Source organism: Paenibacillus canaveralius (genome assembly GCF_047238265.1).
Lineage (GTDB): Bacteria > Bacillota > Bacilli > Paenibacillales > NBRC-103111 > Paenibacillus_F.
The window spans coordinates 675,037-689,805 of record NZ_JBDFMM010000001.1 but is presented as its reverse complement, the minus strand read 5'-3'; the positions used below and the strand labels follow the sequence as shown (position 1 = coordinate 689,805).

13 protein-coding genes and 1 pseudogene are annotated in these 14,769 nt (G+C 48.0%); 3 read left to right on the top strand and 11 right to left on the bottom strand.

The annotated features are described in order from the left end of the window. Window position 1 precedes the first annotated feature (1 nt). From ABC395_RS03135 to ABC395_RS03100, 8 genes and pseudogenes are all read right to left on the bottom strand, one after another. The gene (locus ABC395_RS03135; protein WP_413000631.1) at window positions 2–1,174 is read right to left on the bottom strand and encodes a glycosyltransferase family protein; all 1,173 of its coding nucleotides are present in this window, start codon (window positions 1,172–1,174) and stop codon (window positions 2–4) included. Window positions 1,175–1,191: 17 nt separating this feature from the next. Then, window positions 1,192–2,481 carry an oligosaccharide flippase family protein gene (locus tag ABC395_RS03130; RefSeq protein WP_413000629.1) on the bottom strand — a complete coding sequence of 430 codons (1,290 nt, stop codon included), beginning with the start codon at window positions 2,479–2,481 and terminating at the stop codon, window positions 1,192–1,194. 23 nt (window positions 2,482–2,504) lie between these two features. Beyond that, a pseudogene (locus tag ABC395_RS03125) lies at window positions 2,505–4,374 on the bottom strand (polysaccharide biosynthesis protein). A 348-nt stretch (window positions 4,375–4,722) separates the two neighbouring features. Further along, window positions 4,723–5,409: a CpsD/CapB family tyrosine-protein kinase gene (locus tag ABC395_RS03120; protein ID WP_413000627.1), complete on the bottom strand. Its 687-nt coding sequence runs from the start codon at window positions 5,407–5,409 to the stop codon at window positions 4,723–4,725. After that, window positions 5,390–6,148: a YveK family protein gene (locus tag ABC395_RS03115; RefSeq protein ID WP_413000625.1), complete on the bottom strand. Its 759-nt coding sequence runs from the start codon at window positions 6,146–6,148 to the stop codon at window positions 5,390–5,392. The genes ABC395_RS03120 and ABC395_RS03115 overlap by 20 nt, the downstream gene beginning before the upstream one ends. A 133-nt stretch (window positions 6,149–6,281) precedes the next feature. Further along, window positions 6,282–6,599, bottom strand: coding sequence for a PqqD family protein (locus tag ABC395_RS03110; RefSeq protein ID WP_413000623.1), 318 nt, complete (start codon window positions 6,597–6,599; stop codon window positions 6,282–6,284). Between the two features lie 12 nt (window positions 6,600–6,611). Continuing rightward, window positions 6,612–7,736, bottom strand: coding sequence for a nucleotidyltransferase family protein (locus tag ABC395_RS03105; RefSeq protein WP_413000621.1), 1,125 nt, complete (start codon window positions 7,734–7,736; stop codon window positions 6,612–6,614). A 265-nt stretch (window positions 7,737–8,001) separates the two neighbouring features. Continuing rightward, window positions 8,002–8,793, bottom strand: a complete 792-nt coding sequence (locus tag ABC395_RS03100) for a tyrosine-protein phosphatase (protein ID WP_413000619.1) — start codon at window positions 8,791–8,793, stop codon at window positions 8,002–8,004. A 498-nt stretch (window positions 8,794–9,291) separates the two neighbouring features. Here ABC395_RS03100 and ABC395_RS03095 point away from each other — a divergent pair, with 498 nt between their 5' ends. Continuing rightward, window positions 9,292–9,666, top strand: a complete 375-nt coding sequence (locus ABC395_RS03095; protein WP_103994296.1) for a helix-turn-helix domain-containing protein — start codon at window positions 9,292–9,294, stop codon at window positions 9,664–9,666. A 369-nt stretch (window positions 9,667–10,035) separates the two neighbouring features. On the opposite strand, the gene ABC395_RS03090 is transcribed toward ABC395_RS03095, so the two are convergent. The 3 genes from ABC395_RS03090 to ABC395_RS03080 form a co-directional block, all read right to left on the bottom strand. Beyond that, complete coding sequence (locus ABC395_RS03090; protein ID WP_413000617.1) at window positions 10,036–10,554, bottom strand: tyrosine-type recombinase/integrase; 519 nt, start codon at window positions 10,552–10,554, stop codon at window positions 10,036–10,038. A gap of 198 nt (window positions 10,555–10,752) precedes the next feature. Next, window positions 10,753–11,520 carry an LCP family protein gene (locus ABC395_RS03085; protein WP_413000615.1) on the bottom strand — a complete coding sequence of 256 codons (768 nt, stop codon included), beginning with the start codon at window positions 11,518–11,520 and terminating at the stop codon, window positions 10,753–10,755. Between the two features lie 467 nt (window positions 11,521–11,987). After that, on the bottom strand, window positions 11,988–12,596 hold the full coding sequence (locus ABC395_RS03080; RefSeq protein ID WP_413000613.1) for a pentapeptide repeat-containing protein: 609 nt from the start codon (window positions 12,594–12,596) through the stop codon (window positions 11,988–11,990). 227 nt (window positions 12,597–12,823) lie between these two features. Here ABC395_RS03080 and ABC395_RS03075 point away from each other — a divergent pair, with 227 nt between their 5' ends. Continuing rightward, a complete protein-coding gene (locus ABC395_RS03075) occupies window positions 12,824–13,753 on the top strand; it encodes an ABC transporter ATP-binding protein (RefSeq protein WP_413000611.1) in 930 nt (309 codons plus the stop codon). Then, on the top strand, window positions 13,737–14,675 hold the full coding sequence (locus ABC395_RS03070) for an ABC transporter permease (protein ID WP_413000609.1): 939 nt from the start codon (window positions 13,737–13,739) through the stop codon (window positions 14,673–14,675). The genes ABC395_RS03075 and ABC395_RS03070 overlap by 17 nt, the downstream gene beginning before the upstream one ends. Window positions 14,676–14,769 lie beyond the last annotated feature (94 nt).

The window sequence follows — 14,769 nt, the reverse complement described above, 5'->3', positions numbered from 1 at the left end:
CTTAACTTAGACAAGCATGAATCGAGTTCAAATAATCGCCGATATGTCTCTCCTTGTATTGTTGAATAAATCTCAACGAATTTTGTTCGAACTCCCGTTTTGTTATGCCTGTTCGATTGCTGAATAATTTCCTTAGCTTTTCTTCCGATAGCGGGTTTTCTATATCCAAGTTTGCATAGGGAAAAACGATGCCTAGTTGCTGCTGAGGTAATATCTTCGAATAATCTCCCACATATTCAGTGAAAATCGGTGTAACCCCTTGGGAAATGTATTCTAATACCTTAGTTGGTGAAGCTACTTTATTTATTTGAGAAGGACCTCTGAGTACAAAACCATAATCACAAACATTTAAATAATCAGGCACTTCATTATGGGAAACTCTTAAAACAGTCCAATTCTTCAACTTATATTTACTGGCATATTCCTTAAATGTGTCTATATCCTTAGATAACACTATTAAGTGACTTTTCACTAATGCTTGTTCAATGTCTTTATATAACCGTATTGTCGCTTCGGGCATCTGATAGTGCTGCGCCTGCCCCAAATAACAAAATACAACGGAATCATCCTGAATCCCCAAACTTTTTTTGGTTATCTTATTCAAACTTCCCTCCCTTTTTAGAAACAAATTGGAAGGTAACATAGGCAGTACGATAGTGCCCTTTTTATGCTTTAATGTTTCTCTGAAATTTTCAGAAACTGTAACTAGTGTTGAGGTTCTTCTGAGCGTCACGTTCTCAATGTATTTGTAGATGCCCTCTTTGATTAATCCCTTTACATTTTTGCTTGCCTCTCTTGCTTCAATGGGAACAACGCCATGATAATCAAAAAATAAGGGGATATTTGTTTTCTGAGAGAAGGAAGATAGCAGATAGGCGGACACCAAATTTTGACCATAAATAATTTTCGGTTTTCCTATATCTTTCATCAGATCATATAAATGCTGCTCGATGACAAATCTGTTTCGCAAGGCAGGCCTTTTAAAGGGAATTTTCCTGCCGATACACAAATCCTCAAATTCTTCCGGCAAAGTAGTGCTTTCCGGGTAGATCAATATAATCTTTCCATATCTTTGCGATAGTAATTCCAATTCAAACAAGACACGCCTTGAATAACCAGACCCGCTTCCAATATCTTGGCCGACAAGCATCCAAATTGAATAATTTGTTTTCATTTGATTAGCCCCTAAAGTCAATTGATTTCCACGTTAGATAAGCGTTTTGCTTTTGAACGCTTGAACAAAAGGAATAAGAAGATAGCGATGCTCGCGCAAATAAACACCTGTGAAATAATGGCCGAAAGTGCGGCGCCTTTCCAAGAAAGCAAAGGAATCAGAATCACATTTAAACCAACATTAAGTACGACAGCAGCCACTTGTATATAACTTCGGTAAGACTGGTACCCGGCACCGGTCAGCACGTCACTTAGCGGATAGTATATGGACTGGAGAAACGGGATTAAAGACAAGTAATACAAAACCTCCACTGTACTCGCATAGCCTTGCCCCAGTACTAAAGGTACCAGGGGAGCGCAAATCCAGATTAAAATCGCTATGCTTAAGCCATACAAAGCCGTAATCCTTGTGATTCTTTTGCCAAAATGATATGTATTTGCAATGTCTTTGGAACCATATCTGAAGAATCTTGCATAGGTTGCAGTCAAAAGAGCTTGAATTGGTGTAAATGTCAGATTGATTATCTTGGAAGCTGCTGAGTATATCCCTGTAATTTCTGCGCTCACAAAACCGTTTAGCATCACTTTATCCAATTCACTGTAAATAGTTTTAGAAGTAGTACCTACGGCAAAATGCATGCCATCTTTGATGTCGTCTTTTAAATGAACCAGATTAAGTTGAGGACGGCCCAATTTCTTCAAAACAAGAAAATAACCTGTAACCGCAACAATTAAATTAGTGGATAAATAATACCAGGAAAATATTTCTAAAGTAACTTGTCCGTTAAAAATAAGGATAACTAAGATTGAGAGAACTTTTAAAAAACTTACCAGGACATTAATAAAGGCCGTAAAACTCAACAGTTCAAACGCTTGAAAACATTTACCTATAATCTCAATAAACTTACCTATTATTAATTCACCCAATGTCAAAAGAATAATAATGAGTAAGGTGGTGTGATACAAATACGAGCTGATTAAGACGGTTAAACTCCCAAGAATAAGGCTTCCTGTAAGCAAAGAAAATAAGGTACTCCCGAAATAAACTGAAAATTGTTCCGGTTTTCGAGCTACTTTCATAATCAACACATTGCTTTCGCCTATATCTATAAAAGGGATGATCATAGTAAACAAGGCGATAATGGCCATAAAAGAACCGAAATCTTGAGGCCCCAGCATTTTAGCAAGGAGTATAACGTACAACGCCTGGAATAATGTTCTGCCTCCTATTGCTATAAACATCCAAACGGTATTCCTTCCGACCTTGCTTGAGAGCAATCGTTCTTTCAGACTTGTTAGTAGTCGCATATAGATATTTCACTCCTGTTTGGTCAAACAAACGACAACTCTTTTTCTTGCTCGGGTTTTTCCTCCCCGTTTACCTGCTCGCTTCTAAAGGTCGGCACAATATCTTGAAGCACTCCGCAAATCACTTCCGCTTCTTCCTTTAGCACGCCTTCCAGCTTTTTAATTTCAAATTCAAGTAAGGACCGCTGCAGACTGGACGGCTTTCCAATAAAAATGCGGTTATGCTTCGTGGAACTGATTCCTTCCTCATCCGTGAGCAGCTCCTCGAATAATTTTTCCCCCGGCCGGATCCCCGAATACTCTATTCTTATATCCACCTCGGGTTCAAAACCTGAAAGACGGATTAGATCTCTGGCAAGATCGTAAATTTTAACCGGTGCCCCCATGTCAAGGATAAAAACTTCCCCTCCCTTGGCCAACGCCCCGGCTTGAATGACCAGCTGCACAGCTTCCGGAATGGTCATGAAGTAGCGGATCATTTCCGGATGAGTAACGGTTACAGGCCCTCCGTTTTTAATCTGCTGCTTAAATCGGGGTATAACACTCCCACGACTCCCCAGCACATTACCAAACCGTACCGCAGCAAAAAGAGTATTGCTATTTGTGTTCAAGCTCTGAACGAGCATTTCCGCAATCCGTTTGGTTGTTCCCATTACGCTGGTCGGGTTAACGGCCTTATCCGTCGAAATAAGAACAAACCTCTCCGCTCCATAGCGGTCCGCGCATTCGGCTACATTTTTAGTTCCGAACACATTGTTTTTAATGGCTTCGGAAGGGTTTCTTTCCATCAGAGGGACATGTTTATGGGCCGCAGCATGAAACACAACTTGTGGGCCGTATCGTTGAAAAATAAGATCTATCCGTTCCCGGTCCTGGACATCGGCAATCAGCGTCTCGATGGGAAGTTCAGGGAACTTGGATCTCAGCTCCATCTCAATGGTATAAATACTGTTTTCGCCGTGTCCCAACAGCAATAGTTTGGAAGGATGAAAGGGAGCGATTTGTCTGCAAAGCTCCGATCCTATAGAACCGCCCGCTCCAGTGATGAGCACCGTTTTTTGTTCGACATAATTAGCGATGTCTTTCAAATCGGTTTTTATAGGTTCCCTTCCCAGCAGATCCTCAACCTCTACGTCTCTGATTTCTTTTATGCTTACTTTGCCGCTTATAAGATCATTTAGAATCGGAATGATTTTCAAATTCGCTTTGGTTGCCTTACAGATTTCAATGATTGCGGATAATTCTTTTTTTGACGCTGAAGGGATGGCAATAATTATGTCATGAATTTCATATTTGTTTACTGTATCTATAATGCTCTGTCGATTCCCTACAACAGGGATTCCGTAAATTTGTGACTTTTGTTTGCGCGGATCATCATCGATAAACGCTACAGGAGTCATGATCGATGCCTGATTTTGTTTTAATTCTTTGGCTATAATACTTCCGCAGTCCCCTGCCCCGATAATTAAAGCTTTGTTCTGATGTTCTTTCTTGCGTTGATAGTGATCGGTAAACATTCTCCATGCGAATCTTACTCCGCCGGTCAAAAATAAATTAGATTGGATCGCGCCGATAAACACGGAGATCGGTATGGTTTTTCCGGTTACGATGTAAACAAAAAGGTAGGAAATCGCACCAGCCACTAAGGACGCTCTAATCAGGGAGTACAGTCTCTCCCACGCTCGCGTATTGCCATATCCGGTTATACAGCTTAAAAAAGTGGAAACTGGCCGCGAAAATAAACAGTGACGACGCGATATAAATCCCAATCTGATTTTGATACAAATCGGGTACATGCCCATCAAAACGTATAAGATAAGAACAAAAAATGGTTGCCGCTACAATGATCATATCCGTTGCGACGAGTATCAATTTCCTTTTTTCCAAAACCATTAGGGTACCCTCCACTTTTTTCAGCAAACTTTTAGTGAACCCAACCGATCAAATTCCCGCAATCATTTCCGTCAACAGGAAGTGCAGGCTTTTTCTTGTTCTCGAACGGCGTTCTTCATTTGCTTTCCTCCATCTGATTCATAATCTAATAAAAGAACGAGCTATATTGTTTTTGGAGCAAAACAACATAGCTCGAATTTTTAATAGAAAACCGGGGCATCGAACCCCTCCTCACATCATCCCCTCGACGATAAACGTCTAAGGCGCATTTGCGCCCACAGAATGACCGAGTGCCTACAGTGATAAAGGTGCAGTAGACATAACCTGAACCGGACAACAGACCGTTTATTAGGCTTTCTCGCCGTAATAGTAGTAATAGGAAGATTCTTTTTTGGAATAGGCTTTGTTGTTAAGCACCACACCAAGAACACGCGCTTTCACATATTGAAGCTGCGACAATGCTTTCTGTGCCCGATCGCGTTTAACTTTGCCATGATTGAGGACAAGAACGACTCCGTCCGCTTTAGCCGCCAAAATTTGCGAATCCGTTACAGCCAGCAGCGGGGGTGAGTCGATAATGACCATGTCATACCAGTCGCCGACCTCTTCAAGCAGGGTGACCATACGATTGGAGCCCAGCAATTCAGCCGGATTCGGCGGAACCGGACCCGACGGAAGTAGGGTCAGATTAGGAATTCCGGCGTCGGCTAGCGCATCCTCGAATTGATCCTGGTTTACAAGCACATGAGTGAGTCCGGAACGGTTAGAAACGTTAAATACCTTGTGCAAGGTCGGTTTTCTTAGATCCGCATCGATTAACAAGACTTTCTTGTTCTCCTGAGCGTAAGCTACGGCAAGATTGGCGGCCGTTGTCGACTTCCCTTCTTCAGGTTGTGCAGAGGTAACGAGAACGCTCCGGATTTCCTGATCGATAGAAGAGAATTGTATGTTCGTACGCAAAGTTCGATAGGCTTCGGCAATATTCGACTTAGGATTGACATGCGTAATTAAGCGGTTATTGGTTAACGCCGGCATAGACCGATTCACCTACAACTTTCTGTTCCGGTTTGGATGGAGCATTACTCTGTGCATCCGATGCTTTAATCCGGCTGATTACCGTTAATGTGGGAAGTCCGAGATACTGTTCAATTTCTTTTTCCGACTTGAGCGTGTCGTCCAGATACTCCAACAGGAATGCCAAACCGACTCCGATTAACGCCGATAAGATCAAGGCGATCGCGATATTTATTTTGGGGTTCGGCTTAACCGGGAAAGGTGCTTCTTGCAGTTTGGCCTGATTTAGCAGCGTGACGTTGTCGACCTTCATAATTTGGGGAATATCCGTTTTGAAGACATTCGAGATCGCATTCACGAGTTTTACGGCCGTATCGTGACTATAGTCGGTGACCGTAATGGTCAACACCTGCGTTTCATTAACGGCACTGACTTTTACCATCGAAATGATCTCGTCGGCTGTCAATTGAAGTTCAGGCAGTTGGGCCGACACTTTATCCATAATGGCCGGCGTCTGAATAATCTCTTTGTAGGTGTTCACCAGCATGAGGCTCGCGCTGACTTCGCCGTAATCGATTCTGGAAACTCCCTCCGCTTGATAAGAGGAATTCACAATTAATTTTGTACTGGCCGCATACTGTGGTTTTATATAGAAATAGCTGACTAAACCTGTCACCAGACATGAAAGGACTACGATCGCAGCGATCAGCCAAATCCGTTTTCGAATAATATGCAGGTACTCTTTCAAGTCGAGTTCCATAATGATTCTGACCTCCAGTGGAGTGGAATGCCTTACCTTTATCAAATTCGTACCATTTTCACGCGTGTTTGATACGAAATGTATCATTACATGTGCAACAAGATCCTTTTTTCAAGTGCGATTAAATGCTAGTTTACGTAAATGCCGAACGATACGGTAACGGGGTTGATTCTTTCTCTACGGCTTCTATAATTTCAACCAGGTCGTATTCTTCAAGCTGCCGCAAAAACAGATGAATGTCGTTTTCCGCCGTTTCATAAGTCGTCTCATAATGATCTTGCAAACACAACACAAGTTCATGCACGGTTCTGGCCTCGGCAAGCAGTGACCAAATCATACCGCCTACTTCGTTAACTTTCGTGATGCTTTGCCTGTTCATTTGCATAATCACGTATTCCCCGTCCAAAAGCATAACTTCCGTATCCTGATGGCGCCTGAATTTTTTGTTCATCCAGCGAATCTCCTAAACATATTTTTTCATTTTCACGTGACGAGACAAGCGTTTCCACCTTTCAGCATAAACTGATTTAACATGCTTCCAGCGGGAAATGCTCCTCACTCCTTCCAGTCCCAGCAAAGCGGGGTGGACATAGGGGAAAAGATAATTGCAGAACCAGGCTCCCGAATGTAAAGGCCTGTCGTACACCTGTGTCAGGTGATAAATTATAATATAAACCGCGTTCGCAACTCCCTTACGTCCGTGCTGGACTCTGCGAATAAGTGAGTAGGACCACATGGGCGGAACGGACGGTTTAACGGATACTATAGCCCGAAGCCCCGGGAAGAGATAAGCGACGGCTCCGAGAACAGCTTTCATTCTTTTAAGGGTGCGTTCCCGGACGGCCCGCTGGACTACTCCCTTCCTGTAAGATTCAATATCCGCTTGCAGCAGCAAATGAACAACGTCCAAGAAGTAACGCAGAGAATTCATTCTGTGTTGGGAACCGTGTAAACATATACTGTAAAATGTATCCGAGTCGTTCATTCTCCGGATATGCGCATAGTCCTTCAAGGGAAGGGATTGGCTCCAAAATGACTCGTAATCGATGGATGCCGTACGAAACTCCACAAGTCCCCAATGAATTTCAACCGTTATAGGAAGGCGGCCTGAGGCTCCTTCTCTGGTAAATACAACGTGATGGCTTGCATCCGATTCGTCAAATCGTTCGAATCCTAAAGTTTCAACAATAGCAGCCGCTTCGGAAAGGTTTTCCGGCCGGACAAAAACGTCAATATCTGTCGTCCCTCTTACTCCAAAACCGCCGTAATACCGTTCGCTGAAATAAACCCCTTTAAGCAGCAGGACCTGAAGTCCCGCTTCCTCAAACAACCGGAGCAGCCGGTCGGTTTCGGTCTTGAGAAGCAAGTTCTGGAACAGCGTCGCCTCCGCCTTGCGTTTCAGATGATCCTGGAGAAAGAGGGGGAGCTCACCGAGTCTCCCTTTCTCTTTCAGCATGTGGTACACCTGAGCCGTGATGGAGAATAAGTCCAAGTCTTCCGCGATCTGCCCGTATTCTTCCTCAGTGAAGGAGAATGCACCGTGATCCACATACAGGTCGTTCAAAAATCGGACGAGGGGCTGGGTCATCTACATGTCGGACTGCCTGTGTGACCGCCGTTATCGCACGGATGCGGCTTGGACGGCTTGGTCTCGAAAACGATCTGCTGGTGTTTTAAAACAGTCGGTGCGATATACGTCTTCTTCACTAGCTTCACTCCTTGCGGATAATTATTTATGAAAGGGGACTCTGCTACAGCGAGTATCCGTTTCACACCAAACCGATACATTTCGTATCTACAACTTTAACTTTATGATACGATATGTATCTTGTCAAGCGAAAAATGACCAATTCCTACCCTTTAACTCGAATATTGAAAGGCCAGGGCCATAAGGCCCGTGATAGCGACACGTTACGAGCCGGAGCAGCCGGCACAATAACCTCGTCGCGCGCGACATACTCCGCGTTAGCCCGGTAGGCCGCGACCTGTTCCGGCCCCACCTTCCGGGCCGCGAGCGCGTACGCGTCCGCGAGGTGCCATTTCCTGACGACGACGTCATGCGCGTCGGAGGCCAGGAAATGGACCGCGCCCGCGCGGCAGAGGCTCAGCGCGAAGGCCTGCATCCGGCGGCCGTACTCCCCGGTGAGGGCTCCCGCCGTCACCTGGAGCAGCAGGCCGCCGTCCAGCCACTCGCGCAGCAGCTCCGGGCTGCGCTGGATCTCGCTGCTCCGCTCGGGGTGCGCGAGGATCGGGACGAGCCCGCGCACCCCGAGCTCGTGGAGCAGCTCGGCGAAGCCCCCCGGCACGCGGCCGCCCGGGAGCTCCAGCAGCAGATAGCGGGAGCCGCCGAGGGTGCAGAGCCTGCCGTCCAGCAGGTCATCGAGAAGCCGGTCGTAGACGCGGATCTCGTGACCGGGCAGGACGGTCAGGGCGATGCCCCGGCGGTCCAGCGCCTGCTGCAGGAGCTCCGCCGCCTCCCGCACGGCCGGGGCTTCGTTGTCGTAGGCGCCGCCGTGATGAGGCGTCGCCACGACGGTGCCGATGCCCGATGCGGCGGCGTGTTCCGCCATCGTCAGCGCGGCTTCCAGATCCGGGGCGCCGTCGTCCAGCCCGGGAAGAATGTGGCAGTGCAGATCCGTATACATGGGGGCGCCTCCTTCAACGGGTTTCGGTTTCGGTTTCGGTTTCGGTCCGCTCCGGGCCCGGGACAAGTTTGCGTGCTTTTCATGAAATTTTCATGAAAGCCGCCCTTCATTTTTTCATGAGTGGACAGAAGAAACCCGGGCTTGGGACGATCGGATGATAGTTAGCGTATGCTTTCCATCTCAAATTATGATACAATCCCAAACATTACATAACCGGTTAAAGACCGAATATAATGTATAAAGTTCTTTAAATTAAGGTAAAAACGGGATAAAAAAAGGATTTATTAAGGCCTGCGGAGAAACATTTTATCGACAAATAGTTGCATTTTGTATCAAAAAATTTATAATTTCAGTATATCGACCTTTCAATGTAATCTCTGACGGGTAACCGATTGAGCCCTATTCAAGCGAGCGGTTGTTAGGTGATACCGGTTTAAACGATTGGCCGACGTGGTTATACTGGTTATTACTTTCTAGTGGAATGAGAGGAATTCTAAGATGAATAAACATGGGGATCGCATTGCTCAACTGCGAGAAAAGCATGCTTTGACTCAGGAAGAGCTGGCCAACAAACTCGGCATATCACGCGCAGCATTATCGCATTACGAGACGAGCCGGCGCGAGCCGGATTTCGAAACGATGAACAAAATCGCGACCTTCTTCAAGGTGTCCGCCGACTATCTGCTCGGAAGAACGACCAATCCGCATACGGTGCTGGACGAGGATGTAAGAGATTTCGTGAACAGTCTGGAGCTTTCCGACGATAAGATTCTGGAGAAATTCGCGCTGTCCATTGACGGCCGCAAGCTGACTGCCGAAGAAGCCAAGCGATTTATCGCTTTCGTGAGGGCGGAACGTTCGATGTCGGAGTAGGCGGAGCGGTTCCGTCTCCCGGACCTTTCGTCTGAAACAGACTTAGAATAGCCGGATTCAAGTTTAGCTGGTCCACTAGTTTATGCAGATCGATAACAGTTTCATCCGTCATTTTTATGGCACCCTCACCGGTTTTGAGATAGAAATCTTACCCAAACGTTTTGCTCATGAACTTAATTTATGATACAACTTGTATCCATGTCAAGCACATTTTGTATCCTTTTTCAAACCTTTCGACTCCTCCATCCCGGGTGTCGATTCTTTGTTTATCCGGGATCTTCCTTGAAAACGCATACATTATGAGCTCAACAGCCGTCGACTGCGGTTCGGACACTTTTCGGAGTTCTTCCGGTAATGAAAAGTAAACGCTCAGCCGCTGTTTCTTTTCTCGATACCGATGTATTTAAACGTTACGGAAGGAGCCGAATGGTTAAACAAATCACGAAGGACGGAGATATTCTTCGTACGTTGATAATAATGGTACCCGAATGTCTTCCGCAGCGTGTGAGTGCCGATGTCCTGAAGTCCCACTCGTTTGGCGGCTTCGTTTAATATCCGGTAGACGCGGATGCGCTTGATCGGCTTGCCCGTTTTTTGCGAAGGAAACATATAATCCTCATCGTCCATATATTGAATATATTCCCCGATATAAGCCTTCAGGGCGTCATCGATCCGGAAGGATTTGCTTTTGCCGGTTTTCTCTTCCGTGATGATAATTTCATAGCGGTCCTTCACGTCTTTCACGCGGAGCTTTAAGATGTCGTTAAGATGCAGCCCCGAATTAATGCCGATTGTAAAAAGAAGCCAGTCCCGCATCGAGTGATTCTTCAGGACGTCCTGAAGTTCTGTAATCTTTTCGGGGTCACGGATAGGTTGGGCCACTTGCATGTAAGAAATCCCTCCATTAAATTAGTTAACCCATGGTATGATACATTTTGTATCAAGGGCATTATAGCACACCACATTTCGTATGCCTAGTCCCTTTGGCGATCTTTATCATTACTTAATCCTCATGTCCGCCTGCGGGAATGAATCTTTGTATCTAGGTCTAAAGACTTTCTTTTGGTACGAATTGTATCATAGTATCTAAAATAAATCTTCTTTTATTTTTTTCACAGCCTCGGAGTCGGGAATCCAGTAGTATAAATTGGAACCGACAAGCGGGTCTTCTTCACGTCCGCTGCGCCCCGGAAGCTGAGTGTAACGGAAGTTGTCATGACCGACTCCCTTGAAAAGCCAGGCCATGCTGATCAGATCGGAATCCGAGAAATTCGTATCGAGAATGTCTTTGCGCAAGGAGGGCAGAAGCGTCGCCAACTGCGGGATTTTATCCGGTTTTAGCAGCTCGATGGCAATGGACCGGAGAACTTTGGACTGCTCTTCCTGCCGGCCGAATTCTCCCCCTTCCGCTCCGTACCGCTCACGTACGACTTTCAGGGCCATGTCTCCGTCAAAATGCTGCTGGCCTTTGAGAATCGTCGTATTCTGCCATTTCAGATGCAGATCTTTCTCCAGGGTGAGGTCCACGCCCCCCACTTTGTCGACAATCCGCTTGAATCCTTCGAAATTCGTTTTCGCGTAATAGTTGATCGGCACACCCAGAAAATCGCTGACCGTCTGTGTGGCCGTAAGCGTTCCCTGCTGGTTGCCTCCCTTCGACTCCCCTACGATGTGCGCGTGATTCAGCTTCGTCATGCCGACTCCCTTAACAGGTACGCGCGTATCCCGGGGCAGAGACAGGATATTGACTTTGCGCTCGGACGGTACGACATGAACCGCCATCATAACATCGCTGCGGGAAGGCTCCCCGCCGCGTGAATCGACACCGAGAATCAGGATGTTAAACGACTTCATGTCCGGTTTAGGCGGTTCCTGAACCGGTTCGGGCGTTGCCGCTTCGGCAGTTTGCGGCTGCGCCAGTACGGGGATATCCTGATTCTCGAAATGCCTGGATGGGTCAAGGCTCCAGTAAGCCCAGACCGCCGGCCGAAACCCCGATTACAAGTACACTGAGCGCAGCGATTTTCCATTTGGTTTTTTTCTTCAAGAAAGGTCCTCCCTTACTCTCGTCATACGATACAAATTGTATCATTAAATGTTTTGGAAAACAACTGCCTTAGGTTCCGTTATTTGCTAAAGTATAGGACCTAGGATCGCAATTCTCCGCAAAATATCCTCTGTTTACACTCCGGGTCCCCATTTCTCAAAAAAATCCATCCCGTGATGATACGGAATGGATTCTTCGGACGGCCTCGCACCTCCGGTCTATCAATACACGTTATCTGACTGTCCGGCGGGTGCTTACCCCCGCCTCTTCATGTTTAGTCGTCCACTTTGGCTCCGTAAGCGCGCAGGAAAGCGGCTCCCTGCCCCGCGTCCATACGGGCTCCTTTTATATCGAGCGACATAAAATCGACCCCGTCCATCAAAGCGCCGCGCAGGTCCGTCCCCTGCATCCGGGATTTGCCCATTCTCGCCCGGGTAAGATCGGCGTCCCTCAGATCGGCTTTTTCCAGATTGCAGGAATATAAATCGGCCTCTACGAGCCGGATTCCCCTCATCGACTGCTTCGATAAATTCGCAAACCGCAAATTCGTGTAGGACCAGTCTCCCCCGGTGATTGTAATCCCGTCCAGAGCCGCCTCGTTAAAATCGGAACCGATCATTTTGCATTCCTCGAATTTAGCGACAAAAAAATTGGCTCCCCGGAACCGGCAGTTGGTAAAAGCACTCCGCTTGTGCGAAGAGGCGTTAAACTGAGCTCCCGAAAAATTGCAGTCGATAAATTGGCAGCCCTCGGTCCAGGCTTCTTCCAGGCGAGCCCCGATAAAACGGCAGCGTTCGAACGTGCAATTCCGCAGCTCTCCGTCTCCCAGATCGCGTCCGCTGAAATCCGTGCCGGTGTATGTTTCTTCTATATAAGAAAACATGAGTCATCTTCCGTTCTATGAATGGGTATTTTGACAGACTGATAGGATTATTATAGCAAAAAATTCTCCATTGAGGTGTTCGGGGCCGGGAGCTTTCTACCAAGGTCGGGCAGCAAACCTAGACCTGAGTCGGTGTGACCGGATAGGAACAATCTATATAATGAGAAGCCGAGAGCACTGCACAAGCGATAACGGATTACGGATTACGGATTTTTGGAGGTAAAAAAATGAACAATCAACCCGTATTGGAAATACGCGGCGTCAGCAAGACGATACGCGGCAAAAAGATTATCCAGGACCTGTCTTTCGAAGTGTATCCCGGAGAAGTTTTCGGCTTCCTGGGACCGAACGGGGCCGGCAAAACAACCCTGATCCGGATGATCGTCGGCCTGATGAAAATGAACAAAGGCGACATCGTGATCCACGGACAGTCGATTCAGAACCGCTTCGAGGACGCCATCAAGCACGTGGGCGCCATCGTGGAAAATCCCGAGATGTACAAATTCCTCTCGGGGCAGAACAATCTCGTACACTATGCCCGCATGTTTCCGGGCGGCATCCCGCAGTCCAGAATGGACGAAGTCGTGGAACTGGTCGGGCTCAAAAACCGGATCAAAGAGAAGGTCAAAACCTACTCGCTCGGCATGCGCCAGCGGCTGGGCGTCGCTCAGGCCCTGCTGCACCGGCCGTCCCTGCTCATTCTCGATGAGCCGACCAACGGCCTCGACCCGGCAGGCATCCGGGAGCTGCGCGACTACCTTCGCCGGCTGGCCCGCGAAGAAGGCATCGCCATCGTCGTCTCCAGTCACCTGCTGTCAGAGATGGAGCTGATGTGCGACCGCGTCGCCATCATCCAGCAGGGCAAGCTCGTCGACGTGCAGGATCTGCGCGGGGAAGGCGCCGCACCGAAAGAGACGTCCTACTTCTTCGAGGTCAACGATCCGGCGACGGCGCAGGCTGTGGTGCAGGAAATCGATCCTCACCTGCACGTGACTCCGCATCCGAACGGCATCGAGCTCACGATCGGACGCGAAAGAGCCGCCGATATCGGCGCCCTGCTCATTCAGGCGGGTCTTCGCCTGTACGCGATGAAGCCGCTCACGCAATCGCTCGAAGACAAATTCTTGCAGATAACGGGAAGTGATCAAATTGCTTAATCTCATTCGTAATGAAAACATGAAAATTTACCGCCGGCTGACGACCTGGATTATGGTTATCCTGCTTGTCGGGCTGGTGGGGCTGATTTCGTTCCTGATCCACTACGATTCCAGAGGCATGAACAACGCGGACTGGCGCCAGGCGCAGACTCAGCGGATCGAGCAATTGGAGAAGACCAAATCGGAGTTCCCGGACAATACGGCCGACTTGGATCAGCAGATCAAGCTGGCCCAGGAATATCTGAACCGGGATATGTCTCCGAACCAGGCTGCCGTATGGGAGGCCGTCGGCTCCATGTCCAGCCTTATTGCGGTCATTACCGTCTTCACCGTGGTCGTTGCCGCCGATGCCATGTCCGGCGAGTTCTCAAGCGGGACGATCAAGCTGCTGCTGATCCGCCCCGTCTCCAGATCGAAAATCGTGTTCGCCAAGTATGCGGCGGGCTTCCAGTTCTCGATCTTTATGCTCCTCCTGCTGTTTACCTCGGCCCTGGTCATTAATCTGGTCCTGTACGGCGGTGCGGGAACAAGCTCGACCGTTCTGGAGCTGAACAACGCGGGAGCCATCGTCGAGAAGAACGTCATCACCGACATGCTGAGCACCTACGGCTTCAAATGCGTGGAGCTGATCATGATCGTCACGCTCGCCTTCATGATCTCCACCCTGTTCCGCAGCAACTCGCTGGCGATCGGAATCTCGCTCTGCATCATGTTCCTGGGCAACACGGTCAGCATGATTCTGAGCCGGTACGACTGGAGCAAATACCTGTTGTTCTCCAACATGGATTTGACCCGCTACCTGCACGGCCAGCCCTTGGTCCCAGGCATGACAATGACTTTCTCGATCCTTGTGCTCGCCGCTTACTTCATCGTCTTTAACGTATTGACCTGGACGGTGTTCCGCCGCCGGGACGTTATGTAGTCTTCTATTCTTCCATGGAAAAAAAACCGCGCGCAGCCTTAAGCAGCCTTCGCTGCCGGCCGCAGGCGCGGAACCGGTCCTCCGTCACGGAGCC

Coding starts and splice junctions, on each gene's coding strand:
- ABC395_RS03135 (WP_413000631.1), bottom strand. CDS start 1,174: ATGAAAACAAATTATTCAATTTGGATGCTTGTCGGCCAAGATATTGGA.
- ABC395_RS03130 (WP_413000629.1), bottom strand. CDS start 2,481: ATGCGACTACTAACAAGTCTGAAAGAACGATTGCTCTCAAGCAAGGTC.
- ABC395_RS03120 (WP_413000627.1), bottom strand. CDS start 5,409: ATGCCGGCGTTAACCAATAACCGCTTAATTACGCATGTCAATCCTAAG.
- ABC395_RS03115 (WP_413000625.1), bottom strand. CDS start 6,148: ATGGAACTCGACTTGAAAGAGTACCTGCATATTATTCGAAAACGGATT.
- ABC395_RS03110 (WP_413000623.1), bottom strand. CDS start 6,599: ATGAACAAAAAATTCAGGCGCCATCAGGATACGGAAGTTATGCTTTTG.
- ABC395_RS03105 (WP_413000621.1), bottom strand. CDS start 7,736: ATGACCCAGCCCCTCGTCCGATTTTTGAACGACCTGTATGTGGATCAC.
- ABC395_RS03100 (WP_413000619.1), bottom strand. CDS start 8,793: ATGTATACGGATCTGCACTGCCACATTCTTCCCGGGCTGGACGACGGC.
- ABC395_RS03095 (WP_103994296.1), top strand. CDS start 9,292: ATGAATAAACATGGGGATCGCATTGCTCAACTGCGAGAAAAGCATGCT.
- ABC395_RS03090 (WP_413000617.1), bottom strand. CDS start 10,554: ATGCAAGTGGCCCAACCTATCCGTGACCCCGAAAAGATTACAGAACTT.
- ABC395_RS03085 (WP_413000615.1), bottom strand. CDS start 11,520: ATGAAGTCGTTTAACATCCTGATTCTCGGTGTCGATTCACGCGGCGGG.
- ABC395_RS03080 (WP_413000613.1), bottom strand. CDS start 12,596: ATGTTTTCTTATATAGAAGAAACATACACCGGCACGGATTTCAGCGGA.
- ABC395_RS03075 (WP_413000611.1), top strand. CDS start 12,824: ATGAACAATCAACCCGTATTGGAAATACGCGGCGTCAGCAAGACGATA.